11 protein-coding genes are annotated in these 13,159 nt (G+C 60.7%); all 11 read left to right on the forward strand.

The window, feature by feature from the left end; all coding sequences use genetic code 11:
* The first annotated feature begins 31 nt into the window (after nucleotides 1–31).
* The 11 genes from FB389_RS10810 (at nucleotide 32) to FB389_RS01155 (ending at nucleotide 13,100) form a co-directional block, all read left to right on the forward strand.
* Nucleotides 32–2,101, forward strand: a complete 2,070-nt coding sequence (locus FB389_RS10810; protein ID WP_142110983.1) for a type IV pilus twitching motility protein PilT — start codon at nucleotides 32–34, stop codon at nucleotides 2,099–2,101.
* Nucleotides 2,101–3,333, forward strand: a complete 1,233-nt coding sequence (locus tag FB389_RS01110) for a type II secretion system F family protein (protein WP_142110984.1) — start codon at nucleotides 2,101–2,103, stop codon at nucleotides 3,331–3,333. The genes FB389_RS10810 and FB389_RS01110 overlap by 1 nt, the downstream gene beginning before the upstream one ends.
* A gap of 99 nt (nucleotides 3,334–3,432) precedes the next feature.
* The gene (locus FB389_RS01115; protein ID WP_246043457.1) at nucleotides 3,433–3,795 is read left to right on the forward strand and encodes a type II secretion system GspH family protein; all 363 of its coding nucleotides are present in this window, start codon (nucleotides 3,433–3,435) and stop codon (nucleotides 3,793–3,795) included.
* Nucleotides 3,796–3,955: 160 nt separating this feature from the next.
* Complete coding sequence (locus FB389_RS10815; protein WP_142110986.1) at nucleotides 3,956–4,381, forward strand: prepilin-type N-terminal cleavage/methylation domain-containing protein; 426 nt, start codon at nucleotides 3,956–3,958, stop codon at nucleotides 4,379–4,381.
* Between the two features lie 148 nt (nucleotides 4,382–4,529).
* On the forward strand, nucleotides 4,530–6,983 hold the full coding sequence (locus FB389_RS01125) for an Ig-like domain-containing protein (RefSeq protein WP_170207817.1): 2,454 nt from the start codon (nucleotides 4,530–4,532) through the stop codon (nucleotides 6,981–6,983).
* On the forward strand, nucleotides 6,983–7,693 hold the full coding sequence (locus FB389_RS01130; protein ID WP_142110988.1) for a PulJ/GspJ family protein: 711 nt from the start codon (nucleotides 6,983–6,985) through the stop codon (nucleotides 7,691–7,693). The genes FB389_RS01125 and FB389_RS01130 overlap by 1 nt, the downstream gene beginning before the upstream one ends.
* Complete coding sequence (locus FB389_RS01135) at nucleotides 7,690–9,510, forward strand: hypothetical protein (protein WP_142110989.1); 1,821 nt, start codon at nucleotides 7,690–7,692, stop codon at nucleotides 9,508–9,510. Before FB389_RS01130 ends, FB389_RS01135 begins: the two co-directional genes overlap by 4 nt.
* Nucleotides 9,507–10,322, forward strand: a complete 816-nt coding sequence (locus FB389_RS01140) for a prepilin peptidase (protein WP_246043458.1) — start codon at nucleotides 9,507–9,509, stop codon at nucleotides 10,320–10,322. Before FB389_RS01135 ends, FB389_RS01140 begins: the two co-directional genes overlap by 4 nt.
* A gap of 80 nt (nucleotides 10,323–10,402) precedes the next feature.
* Nucleotides 10,403–11,464, forward strand: coding sequence for a type IV pilus assembly protein PilM (gene pilM, locus FB389_RS01145; RefSeq protein WP_142110990.1), 1,062 nt, complete (start codon nucleotides 10,403–10,405; stop codon nucleotides 11,462–11,464).
* A gap of 11 nt (nucleotides 11,465–11,475) precedes the next feature.
* A complete protein-coding gene (locus FB389_RS01150; protein ID WP_142110991.1) occupies nucleotides 11,476–12,267 on the forward strand; it encodes a PilN domain-containing protein in 792 nt (263 codons plus the stop codon).
* Entirely contained in the window at nucleotides 12,264–13,100 is an 837-nt protein-coding gene (locus FB389_RS01155; RefSeq protein WP_142110992.1) for a hypothetical protein, read from the forward strand. The genes FB389_RS01150 and FB389_RS01155 overlap by 4 nt, the downstream gene beginning before the upstream one ends.
* The last annotated feature ends 59 nt before the right edge of the window (nucleotides 13,101–13,159 follow it).

Consider the following 13,159-nt stretch of genomic DNA (forward strand, 5'->3'; position numbering starts at 1 on the left):
AAGCTAACAACGGAAAGGGTGTGGGCACACCATGAGCGACAATAGTGGTCGTCCCGCGGAGCCGGACTTTTCTTGGGCATTGGGGCCAAAGGACGTCGATCCCGTCGATCCGATAAGGCCCAGCGGCCCGGATACCAGGCCGTCGCAACAGGTGGCGCAGCACGCACCGCAAGGCGGTCACCCGCTGGTCGGCCAACCGTTGCAGGGCGGTTCGGGGGCGGTTGGCGCCGCCGGCGCTCCCCGCCCGGTGTCGGCGCCGGGCACCTGGCATCCGGCCCCGCACCGGGACACTTCCTTGGAGGCTAACCCGCCCGTGCCCAAGGACGTCTACATCCCGCCTATCGCGACTGAGGCCGCGCACCCGCCCGCGGGCTACCCGGGGCAGCAGCCCGCGCGCCCGCGTTCCGGGCAGGCGCCGGCCGCCGCCGCTCCCACCGCCCCCGCCGCCCCCGCCGCTCCGGGTCGTGCACCCGCAGGCGCCGCTCCTGGCGCCACCGCCCCGGCGACCGGGGCACCGCAGACTGCCTTCACGCCGGCTGCCGCCGCCGGGGCGCCACAGACCGCCTTCACGCCGGCTGCCGCCGGCGGGGCACCACAGACCGCCTTCACGCCCACCGCCTCGTATGGCGCGCCACCCGCGGCACCCGGCGGCGCCCACGCGGGCGCACCCGCCGCCGGGCAGCCGCAGGTTGGCTCGTTCGTGCCGCGTCCGCTGTCGCCCGCCCCCGGTGGTGGCGAGGGCGCGGGATCGCCCGCCAGCCAGTTCGCCGCGCAGGCACCCGCTTCCCAGGGGCAAGGGGGCGCGCCGGGAGGCGCATTCACCCCGGCCCCGGCTGCCCCCGCCGGGAACTCCGCGGCCGCCGCCGCCGCGGCCCGCGCCAAGGCCGCGGCCCCGCAGCCCACCGCGAAGCGCGCGGCCGGCCCCGGGGCCGGCCGCATCGGCCTGAACCAGGAGCTGCGCGAACAGGACGTGTCCCTGGACGAACTGCTGCGGTTGGTTGCGGAACTTAAGGCATCGGACCTGCACCTGACCAAGGGCGCCCCGCCTATGGTGCGCCGCGATGGGGGACTGAAGCCCATTGAGGGCAAGGCTCCGCTGGAAGGCGACTCGCTGCGCCGGTCGGTCTACCAGATTCTGACCCAAAAGCAGCGCGAGAAGTTCGAAGAGGACCTGGAGCTCGACTTCGCGTACCAGGTCCCGGGCGGTGCACGCTTCCGAGTGAACCTATACCAGCAGCGAGACGCCCTGGGCGCGGCGTTCCGCATCATTCCCAGCGAAATCAAACCCCTTGAGGATTTGGGTGTGCCGGCGGTGGTGGGCTCGTTCGCTAATATCCCGCGCGGGTTGGTGCTGGTGACGGGGCCGACCGGATCGGGTAAGTCGACGACGCTTGCCTCGATCATCGACCTGGCGAACCGCAACCGCCCCGACCACATCATGACGGTCGAGGACCCGATCGAATTCATCCACCATCACAAGCGTTCGATCGTCAATCAGCGCGAAGTGGGCGAGGACACCAAGAGCTTCGCGAACGCGCTCAAGCACGTGCTGCGCCAGGACCCGGACATCATCCTGGTCGGTGAAATGCGTGACCTGGAGACGATCGGCGTTGCTTTGACCGCCGCCGAAACCGGTCACCTGGTGTTCGCCACCCTGCACACCCAGGACGCCGCGCAGACCATCGACCGCGTCATCGACGTATTCCCACCCAGCCAGCAGGATCAGATCCGCGTGCAGCTCGCGGCAACGATCCAGGGGGTTGTGTGCCAGACGCTATGCAAGCGGGCCGACGGCCCGGGCCGGGTGGTCGCGACCGAAATCATGGTCGCGACACCCGCCATCCGCAACCTGATCCGCGAGGGCAAGACCCACCAGATCTATTCCTCGATGCAGGCGGGCGCGGCCGACGGCATGCATTCGATGGATCAGCACCTGGCGGACCTGACGAAGCAGGGCGTGATTAGCTACGAAACCGGCCTGGAAAAGTGCCAGAACGTGGCGGACTTCAACCGCTTGACCGGGCGCGGGTCGTCGCAGGTCGGGTCGGGAATTGCGAATATGGGCATGGGGGGCAATCTTGAGGGCGGGAGCGCGTACTGATGGCGGGATCGGCAACGAAGGCCTTTGATTACGAGGTCAGGGACAAGAACGGCAACGTCGTCAAGGGGCAGATGGAGGGGCCCAGCGAGGCTGCCGTCGCTCAGCGGCTCATGGCGAACGGCGGCCATCCCATCCAGATCACCGAGGTCAAGACCGGGGGGCTGAACGCCGACATCAAGATTCCCGGCCTGACCGACAAGGTCGGGCTCAAGGACATTGCGATCATGTCCCGGCAGATGGCCACGATGATCAACGCCGGGTTGTCGCTGATCCGGGCGCTGACGATCCTGGCCGACCAAACGGAAAACAAGACGCTGCAAGGAATCCTGAACACGGTGCGGGCGGACGTGGAGACGGGTAACTCCTTTTCCGGCGCGCTGGCCAAGCACCCCAAGGTATTCCCGCCGCTGATGATCAATATGGTCAAGGCCGGCGAGACGGGCGGGTTCCTGGATCAGACCCTTGAGAGCATCGCAAAGAACTTCGAGGACGAGGTCAAGCTCAAGGGCAAGATCAAATCCGCGATGGCGTACCCGCTCGTGGTGCTGGTCGTGGCGATCCTTGCGAGCACGGGCATGTTGCTGTTCATCGTGCCGGTCTTCGCGTCCATGTTCGAGGGATTGGGTAGCCAACTACCCGCTATCACCCAAATGATGGTGAACATGTCGAACTTCCTGAAGGTCGCCATCGGGCCCATCATTGTGGTGTTGATCATCCTGTGGGTGTGGTGGGGGCGGATCAAGCACAAGAAGGAAGTGCGCGAAAAGGTCGACCCGATCAAGCTCAAGGTGCCCGTGTTCGGCAAGCTGAACCAGAAGATCGCGGTGGCGCGCTTCACCCGCAACCTCGGCGCGATGCTGCGCGCGGGCGTCCCCATCCTGCAGGCCCTGGAGATCGTCGGCGAAACGTCGGGCAACATGGTCATCGAACACGCGGCACAAGACATTGCCGAATCGGTCCGTAAAGGAAAATCGCTGTCCGGGCCGCTATCGGAACACTCGGTGTTCCCGCCCATGGTCGTGCAGATGATGGCCGTCGGCGAGGACACGGGTGCGCTGGACGACATGCTCGAAAAGATCGCCGACTTCTACGACGCCGAGGTCGAGGCCACGACGGAGCAGTTGACCAGCCTGATCGAGCCGATCATGATTGTCGTCATCGGCGGGATCGTGGGCGGCATGGTCATCGCGCTGTACATGCCGATCTTCTCCATCTACGACGCAGTTAGCTAAAGGAATCGCTACCGCACGATACCGGGGGACAATATGGGCGGCGTAGCGCTAAAAGGCAGGGGAGCTGGTCCGGGTGACCGCGGCTTCACCCTGGTGGAGGTGCTGGTGGTGATTACCATCATCGGGGTACTGGCGGGAATCGCAATCCCCGTCTTCATGCACCAGCGGGCCAAGGCCATGGACGCCGCCATTCAGGCGGACATCAAGGCCGCCGCGGTGCACGTGATTGCGCTCCAGACCGGGGACCAACCCGTCACGAAGCAGGCTCTCATCGCCGCCGGATTGCGCACGTCCCCGGGCGTGAGCGTGAGCATTCGCAACGATTCTTCCGGGGCCTACTGCATCCTCGGGTCCAGCTCCGGCGGCCGCCCCTCATCCCATGATTGGGTGTATTGGACGAATGGGGGTTTTGCATCTGGTCAGACTTCGTGTCCCGGTGATATTGTTGTCTCGTTGCCGTAAAGGGGCGGCAACAAGCCAGGGTATTCGGCCGATTATGGAACCTTTCGGGTGGTGCTAAAGTTCCGATCAGGTCTTACCGAATGCAATGGTGTAGGACCCCGGTCCCAGGACCCTGGGCCGGATTCAAAGTGAGTGAGAACAATCCAGGAAGGTGTGAATAATGATCGCACGCATCCAGAAGTCCATGGCGGAGAAGGACAAGGGCTTCACGCTCATCGAGCTCCTCGTCGTCATCATCATCATCGGTATCCTCGCGGCCATCGCGATCCCGGTCTTCATGAACCAGCGAAAGAAGGCGGTTGATTCGGGTACTAAGTCCGATCTGCGGACTATTGCCAACGAAGTTGAGTCCTACTACACGGACAACCAAAAGTATCCTGCGACCGACGGTGTCGCAATTGATACGAATGGAAAAATAACGATCGACGGTGCTGAAGTAGCGACGGCGTCGAGTGGAACCGAAATCAAGTACACAAATGAAGGGGAGTCGTACAAGATCCTCGGTTGGAATGAAAAGGGAACGAAGGACGCGGAAGCTAATTCTTTCACTTATGACTCAGCTGCGGGTGGCCTCCAGTCTTCCTGATTAGATGCCTACTGAAGGTGTGGCGGTGCGGTTTGGGTCGCACCGCCACACCTTTGGCTGGGGGTATTTACAATCAGGCAGCTAGTTCTTGGAACTGGCAATCGTTGGGTACAAGTTCGTGGCAGTGGACGGGAATATCATGCGCGATATGAAGATTGAGCATGCCGCACGCGACGCGGGGATGTCGCTCATTGAGGTGATTGTTGCCCTCACACTCATCGGAATGGTCGCGACGGCCGCAGCGATGTTCTTCATCTCCGGTCTGACTACGACAAAGAAGTTGCAGTCGGACCAGGTGGCCGCGACGGTGGCCAACCAGGCCCTCGACGCCGCGCGAGCGGTGTCCCCGCAGCCCGCCAAGACGGGCGACCTTTCCGGCATACTCCGCGGCCGCGCCAAGTCCGACGTTGAGGCAGCGTTTGCTGCCAACGCCGCCGACTCCTCCGACCTGGTCAAGACCGACGTGTGGGACCCCGCGGGGCTCGCGGGCACAAGCGACGACTGGGTGCCCCTGAACTACACCACGAACGTGGCGAACACCACCTACGACGTGACGACGCTGATCGGCGGCTGCTACAGGTCGGCAACCGCCTCCACCTCCGCGCAGCAGTGCTTGACGTCCCGCACCGTCGCAACCGACGTCCTGATCTACCGCGTCCGCGCGGTCGTGAAGTGGACCGGCAAGGGATGCACGGACCAAACCTGCACGTACAGGGCAACGACGCTGATAGATCCCAGCCAGGACGTGTTCTGGAACACCAACCTGCGGCCCTACCCCGTAGACGACAAGATCACCGTCAGCGCCGGCGATACCACGCCCACCGAAACTTCCGTCATTGGCAACGACGACATCGTGTACCAAACGGGCTCCGACCCGGTGGTTCTCACGGGCACCAACGGTGGCGCCAAGAAGGGAGCGGTAGCCCGCAAGGGAGACGGGATCGTAAGCTACCTGCCGACGGACGACGACTATTCCGGAACCGACCAGTTCAAGTACAGCCTCGTTGACGCGCAAGGAAAGACCTCCGCAAATTCTGCCCTGGTGGACGTTCGGATCCTGCCCACCGCAATCGACGACCAATTCACCGCCCCCGTTGATGAAACAAAGTCGCTGGAAGTCATCAAGAATGACAAGGGGACAGTGAACGGGCAGGGCCTATCCAAAAAGCTCTTCATCTCGATGTCAAGCACGCTGGACGTGATCACCACCATCGATTCCGACAACCCGAACGCATCCCTGCAAGCAGCACGTGACGCTGACAAGGTGGAACTTGCGAAGTGGGGAATCGAAACCGACGGAACCAAGATCAACTTCAAAGCCCCAGCGAGTACCGCACTCGGCAAAGTCGTAACCTTCTACTACTACCTCGCCGACATAGAAGGCGAGGGATCGGACCGCGTCGTCTACGCATCTGTCAAGCCCGCCGCAGTGAGAGTGACGGTCGGCGACTGCATGAACATCGGTGATCAAACGGTGACGATAACGGGTGACGAAATGAATGATCGAACGGATCTCGATATCAATAAGTTGAACGACAACAAGAGCAACTGCATCATTGCTATTACTAAAGTCACGATCCCTACTGGTGACGGTATGGGCGATACGCTCAAACTTGGCAATACGACTTACAACCCCAGTAACGGAGATACCAGGGGTACAACAGTTTCTTACAAGCCGCAGAATGATAAGCCTTTTATAGTTCTAATCGAATACCAGATGTTCAGCAGCAATGGTGTCTTTTCGACCGGCACAAAGAAGATTATTACTCTGAAGGTCGTTCCGCTCGCTGTCGACGATGAATACACGGTCAACGTTGGGGGTGAGCAGCGTTTCAGACCCAAATCTAATGATTTGCCGGGCAATTTGGGTGCAACTGCTAGTGTCGTCAAAGTGAGCGCGCTGAGTGGGAGTGATTGTGGGGCCCTGGATCCCACTGGCGTGAATTTCCAAGATAACGAAATCCGATTCGTCGCTCCGAATACACCTAAAACTTGTTCATTCACCTACAAACTAGTGCCTTCGAATTCTGCACTCGCGGCATACGGGTTGGATTCTAACGTTGCTACAGTCACCTTCCATGTTGGATATACGGCGCTGCAATCTGAGGTTCAGAACAATAATGGCACGTCGGACGAATTCATATCGCGCACGCCCTACGGGCAGATGCCGAAAGGTTCGATCGGTAACTGGGAGACTGAAATCGTCAGTAAAATCCAGGATAAGAATCCGGACACGAAGTGGTTCGTGAATCTCGGAAAGTTTACAAACGGCAAGTTCCCAATTACCGCCGTTTATAAGCTTGCTTCGGCAAAGCAGCTAAGTGTTTATTCGATCACGTCGGCTAACGATTTCCACGATCGCGACCCTAAATCGTGGAAGATTTACGGTGCGACGAGTGCGGCGGCGGTTAATCTTGCGCCGACCTCCAATCTATGGACTGAAATCGATAGTCAGACTGGACGGTCTTGGGATGAGTACAAGTCCAAGCGGACGTTTACTGTCGCTAGCCCGGGCGCGTATCGGTACTACATGTTGGCTGTAAGCGAGACCAAGGGCGGCGGGAACGAGTTCCAGATCGCCGATTGGACGTTGGAGTACTGATGTTGGCCGTGGATGTTGGCAGGCGATTGCGGCGGCGTTCTGCCGGTAAGTGTCCTGGAGATAAGGGGATGACGCTCGTCGAGCTGATTGTCGCGATGGGGATATTGACTGTCGTTCTGGCGATCTTCATGGCCGGAGTCGTATCGATGGTGAAGACGACCGTTCGGTCAGAGACCGCCACAACAGCGAATGACCAGATGCGGAACGTATTTCAACGCATGGACCGAGAAATCCGCTACGCATCGGACATCAACCGCCCAGGCATTGTTAGCGGCAAGCAATACGTGGAGTATCGGTACGTCGACGACCAGAACGAGGGCGTGGCGACCTGCGTGCAGTGGCGCTACGACTCGTCGGCCGGCGAACTGCAACGCAGAGAATGGACCGAAGGGAAGACGTCGACCATCACCAGTTGGATCACTCTGGTGACCAAGGGCCGCAACAATCTCAGCGTCGCAGATCAACTTCCGTTCACCTTCTACCGGGCTGGTAAGGATCTAACCACCGGCGTGACCTACACGACGCAACGTTTGCGCGTCCACCTGGATGCCGGCTTGGGGTCATTCGGTGACGGAAGGGGATCGCAACTAGACACGGTCTTCATCGCCAGGAATTCGACCGATCAAGCACAAACAAATCTCGATTCGGACAACGATGGTGTGACCGACGTGCCAGTGTGCCTGGGCGATGATGGAGTGACACGATCATGATGACAAGACTGCTTCAACTCCGAAAGAGCAACGACAGGGGCATTGCCCTAGCCAGCGCAATTCTCATCATGTTCATTGTCATGGGGCTGAGCCTTATTCTGCTGGGCCTGGTCATCATGGAGGTCAAACCGACGCTGGTCAACGCCAAGAGCACCAGGACCATCTCCGCAGCCCAAACGGGTCTTGACGTGGCGGTGAGCCAGATTAGGGCCGCGATCGGGCTGGATGCTTCGGGTGAAACCATGGGCGACATTCACAAGCTACCCTGCAAGGTATCCGGCAACGTGGACGGGTCCGGCGCAACGACCAGCTACACCGCAACCATCGCTTACTACTCTCAGGACCCGAGCGACAAGTCAGAGGACTGGCGTGCCAACGCTGACAACCAAATCGAGTGTTCGACGGGCGGCGCAACGCTTGGCCTGCGGAAAGTGCCCTCCTACGCCCTGGTCACATCCCAGGGCTTCGACTCGGGCGACAAAGTCCTGGGCGACGCCGTGGACCGAAAAGTGGAGGCTATCTACCAGTTCTCTTTGAAAGTTGTGAATACGGCTGGGGGCCGTATCTATTCGCTTGGCAAGGGATACTGCTTGGTGGCCGACAGCATCGCCAGCGGGTCAGCTATTCGCTACAGGGAGGCGGCATCAGCCGACTGCATCGAGCCGACCGACAACAATAGGTGGGAGTGGAAGAGCGACTACATGATCCACCTGTCTGCAGCCAAGGGTGAAATCGGAGTCGACCTGTGCATCTCCGGTCGTGCAGCCACGGCGAACAGCAGTGTCGACGCAACGCTCAAACTATGCACAACCGGCACCACAGACCCCGAGGGGCAGCGCCTGAGTTGGCGCGACGGTGGTACCTGGCAGGGACAAAACGCCGCTAACACTAACTACATGGACATGAGCCTGCGGACGACCGAAGGCGCAACCAATCTTACGAATTTGACGCTCAAGGTCGGTAACCCCGTTCGCACCGACGGAGTCATCTGGAGCGCATTCGAGCCCGAACCGAATGTGGGCGCCGGGGCGGCCTCGTACGGTACGAAGCAGATCGTTAACCTGCTTCAATTCGGTCGATGCCTCGACGTATTTCGAGACAAACTATGGATGCCCTACAGCATTCTGTATCCCTGCAAGCAAGACCCGGCAAGCCTGACCACCGGAACACAAAACTTCCGGTGGAACCACAAGTGGACCTACTCCGAGCCAGCAGCGGGCACGACATCGACCGAAACACAGATAGTTGTCACCCCGACCCTGGAAGGCACGTCGGGCTTCGACTGGTACGGAAGCTTCCTCAACAAGAAGTTCTGCCTCATGATGCCAACTTCTGCGGGATTTGCAACGAGCCAATCACCGCGCCAACTCCCGCCATACAACCGCAGCGGCGTCAAGATGACCAACTACTGGTACCCGAGATTCACCGATAGCACGATTTTCTATAACAATACGAACGATCTTCCCAATAATTTCGGTCCTGATTGCTCGACGCCACGCTCGTGGTGGATCCGCACCACAGCTTCGGGCGACACAAAGACCAGCTGGACGTTCCGTCCGGTATCCGACACCACCAAGTGCCTATCGGCAGCCGGGCCAGACCACCACGGTCAACAAACGTCCAAGACAGAAGCGAACTCGAAGAACCTCGATAGCAGCGGTAACTACAACTACTACTCGGCCTACGGCGGCGACATGTGGAGCACCGTCATAGTGGAGACCTGCGACGGGTCAAACGCACAGAAGTGGAATGCCGATCCGAATGATCCCGGTTCGCCGCTCAAGGACTTCGTCGAACTCAGTAAGTCGAGCGATTGAGCGGAACCGAAGTCGTCGTGTCGGCACTGCCAGCGTGGTTCATACCCGCCGCAGCGACCGTGTTCGGGTTAGTCATAGGGTCGTTCCTCAACGTCGTTATTTGGCGCGTGCCGCGGGGAGAATCCATCGTGACCCCGCGCAGCGCTTGCCCCAAATGCGGTCACACGCTGACTTGGTGGGAAGACGTTCCACTACTGTCTTGGGTGGTGCTTCGCGGACGCTGCCGTGAATGCAAGCAACCGATTTCCATCAGATACCCGTTGGTGGAGGCGGCGACGGGAGCCATTTTCGGCCTGGCCTTTTGGTATTTCGGGTTCAGCTTTGCTGCCGCAGCGTTCGCCTATCTGGGCGCGATCGGACTGGCTCTCTCGCTGATCGACCTGGATGTGCACAGACTCCCCGACGCCATTGTCTTGCCCGGATACGCGGTCCTAGCTGCGTTATTCGTCGCGCAGGCAGTCGTCGGTGCCGACGGGTGGTGGCCGCTGCTGCGTGCACTGATAGGCGGCCTGGCGCTCTTCATGTTCTACTTTCTGGCGGCGATCATCTATCCCGGCGGGATGGGGTTCGGCGACGTAAAACTCGCCGGGGTCCTGGGGTTCGCGCTCGGATGGTTGGGATGGGGGCAACTGCTCGTTGGCGCCTTCGCCGCCTTTCTGCTGGGAGGCTTATTTAGCGTCGCGCTGCTGATGGCGGGGAAGGCGGGGCGCCGCAGCGGCATACCGTTCGGGCCCTGGATGATAGTCGGTGCTGGCGTCGGCGTCGCCGCAGGCAACGCCCTATGGGAAGCGTATTTGGGGACAATGATGTGACGGGTCGCGGACAGTTCAAGTGACCACACGACAATGCCGATAGTGCGTTGGTAAAGCGACCGGATAGGGGAGGCACAGCAGTGGCCAAGCATCATTCGATCGGTCTTGACATCGGGACCACTGCGGTCCGCGCGGCCGAGATCGAGTTCGGGCCAGAGGGTACGAACGGGCAGCTCAAACGATTCAACGAGGTGGCGTTGCCCCCCGACGCCGTGCGCGACGGAGAGGTCGTCGACAGCAAGGTCGTATCGGCGGCGATCAAGACCCTGTTCGCCCGCGGAGGATTCAGCGGCAAAGAGGTGATCTTGGGCGTCGGTAACCAGCGGGTGGCAGCCCGGTCCGTCAACCTGCCGTGGGCACCGATCAGCGAACTCAAGAACACGCTCGCCTACCAGGTCCAGGACCTGCTCCCGATGCCGGTCGACGAGGCGCTCCTAGATTTTTATCCCATCCGTGAAGTCATGGACGCTGGTGTGAGGGCGTACGAGGGGATGCTGGTTGCCGCCGCTAAGGATTCCGTAGCGGCTAACGTGAACACCGTCATCGAGGCGGGACTGGCACCTGTCGGTGTCGATCTCAACGCCTTCGCGCTACTGCGGTCAATGACCCGCGGCAGCCTGGGGCAAGGCAACGTCGCGATGGTTGACATCGGCGCAAAGATCACCACCGTCGCGATCGCCATCCACGGAAGGCCCGTCTTTGTCCGGGCGCTGCCCGTCGGCGGACAAAACATGACGGACGCGCTGGCGCGCGCGCAGGGAATATCCCAAGAGAACGCTGAGCAGATCAAGTGCCAGTATGGGCTAGGTGCGGCGCAGGTACCCGAATTACGAGACGGCGCCGAGGCCATGACAGAGATCGCCACCAAGCTTGTCGAATCCATACGTGGGACATTCGCGTACTTCAACACCGCCTCCAACGGTCAACACCTCGAAGTCGTGGCGTTGACCGGCGGCAGCGCCCACCTGCCCGGATTCGGCCAGTACCTGGCAAGCACCAGTCGCCTCAACGTCATCTTGGGCGACCCCTTCGACGGAACCGCGATAGCGAAGGGTGCCGGGGACGCAGAACAGCTTCGATCCCACGCCTCACAGATGGCGATCGCCATCGGACTCGCATACGGAATCGGGGTGTTTGCCTGATGGATCTCAACATGGACCTAAGTTTCGGCAAAAAGAAGAAGAAGAGCGGCCCTGATCAGCCCGCTGCGGCGGGGCCCGAACAGCAGGGCGCGGCCTTCGCTCCAACGGGGCTGCCCCAAGTGGACCTGCTGCCGCCCGAAGTGCGGGACGGGCGGAGACTGGGTGCTCGTCGGCGGATCCTCACCTATGCAGTGCTAGGCGTACTGGCCGCGGTAGTGCTTGCCATCGGCGGAACCTACGTCGTCAAGCTCACCGCTGACAATCGGCTAGAAGATGCCAACAACCGCTCAACGCAGTTGGCCGCCGAGAAGAAGAAGTATTCGGAAGTTGTCGGCGTCATCAAATCCATCGACTCAACGAAGAAGGTCCGCGACTTTTCGGTCGTGACCGAAATCAACTGGGCCGACTACATTGACGCCATCGCATCACAGTTGCCGGATGGCGTCACGATTGACAGCTTCGACATCGAGGAAGCCTCCCCGACCGATTCGGCGCCCGACGCTTCCGACCCGACCCTGGCAACGGGACTGGGGACGATCACCTTCGTGGCGACCTCGCCCAGCCTTCCAGACGCATCCGATTGGGCAGACGCGCTCAACATCGTCCCCGGCCTGCAAGACGCGACGATCATCGACTCCAGCCTCGCTGAATCGGTGTCAGGTTCCGGGAGCGCCAAGGCGACATACTCGGTCAACGTGAGCGTTCAGGTCAACGCCGAAGCGCTGGCGCACCGAGAATTCAACGACACGGAGGTGTCGACCGACGGCTCGACCAGCAGCGACAAGGACGGTGACAACAAATGAGCCCCAAGGCTGCAAACAAGGCACGCATGATGACCATCGCTGCGGTGTTCATTTCGCTCATCCTGGCGTTGGTCGGCGGCATGCTGGGTGTCAAGCCGCTGTGGGAATCGGCGTCCGAGGCGAACGAACAGGCCGCGGACCAGGAATCCCGGAACGACCAGGCGCAGGTTGAGGTGAACCGGCTCAAAGCCCAGTTCGCAAAGATCGACGATTACAAGGCGCTGCTCGAAGAACTGCGCGTCCAGGTGCCCACAACGAAGCAGACCCAGGAATTCCAACGCCAGTTCAGCGACATGGCGGACGATCACAACGTGTCCGTGACGTCGATAGCTTTCTCCGATGCCAGCCTCGTCAAGGTGACGAACAAGGAAGTGGCCGACGCCGCGGTATCTAAGCCGGCGGAAGCTGATGGGGCGTCGAGCGACGCCGAGTCGTCGGGTTCGGACGCTGCGAGTTCGACCGATACCAGTTCGGGGGGATCGGCGGACGCCACGACATCGAGTGAGTCAGACGGCGGCAAGATCGCGTTTTCGAATTTCTATGTCGTCCCCGTCAAAATCGACGTGGTCGGCTCGTATTCAGACGTCCTGGAACTGCTTCGATCCGTGCAAACATCCGAGAAACGCATACTGCTGGTCTCGAAGCTGTCGGGATCGACGAGCGCGGACACCGCCGGTAAATCAAGCGGCGGCGATCTGGGGCTAACGATAGAGGGGCAACTGTCCGTGCTGGTCGACCCGAACTCCTCACAGCAAAGCCCCGAAGACGAGAACGTCGAGAAGGAAAAGCTGCCATCGACGGACGGGAAGAGCCCGATGACCTCCAGCAAGTAGATCGCAGGACAAATAGGTGCATAGCTCCCGCGATCCTCCACGAGAGGGTCGCGGGAGCT

This window comes from Rarobacter incanus (genome assembly GCF_006715765.1).
Classification (GTDB): Bacteria; Actinomycetota; Actinomycetes; order Actinomycetales; family Cellulomonadaceae; genus Rarobacter; species Rarobacter incanus.

Bases quoted from the DNA above. Each gene is read 5' to 3' on its own strand.
- FB389_RS01155 (WP_142110992.1), top strand. From the start codon at position 12,264: ATGAGCCCCAAGGCTGCAAACAAGGCACGCATGATGACCATCGCTGCG.
- FB389_RS01125 (WP_170207817.1), top strand. From the start codon at position 4,530: ATGAAGATTGAGCATGCCGCACGCGACGCGGGGATGTCGCTCATTGAG.
- FB389_RS10815 (WP_142110986.1), top strand. From the start codon at position 3,956: ATGATCGCACGCATCCAGAAGTCCATGGCGGAGAAGGACAAGGGCTTC.
- FB389_RS10810 (WP_142110983.1), top strand. From the start codon at position 32: ATGAGCGACAATAGTGGTCGTCCCGCGGAGCCGGACTTTTCTTGGGCA.
- FB389_RS01110 (WP_142110984.1), top strand. From the start codon at position 2,101: ATGGCGGGATCGGCAACGAAGGCCTTTGATTACGAGGTCAGGGACAAG.
- FB389_RS01130 (WP_142110988.1), top strand. From the start codon at position 6,983: ATGTTGGCCGTGGATGTTGGCAGGCGATTGCGGCGGCGTTCTGCCGGT.
- FB389_RS01150 (WP_142110991.1), top strand. From the start codon at position 11,476: ATGGACCTAAGTTTCGGCAAAAAGAAGAAGAAGAGCGGCCCTGATCAG.
- FB389_RS01135 (WP_142110989.1), top strand. From the start codon at position 7,690: ATGATGACAAGACTGCTTCAACTCCGAAAGAGCAACGACAGGGGCATT.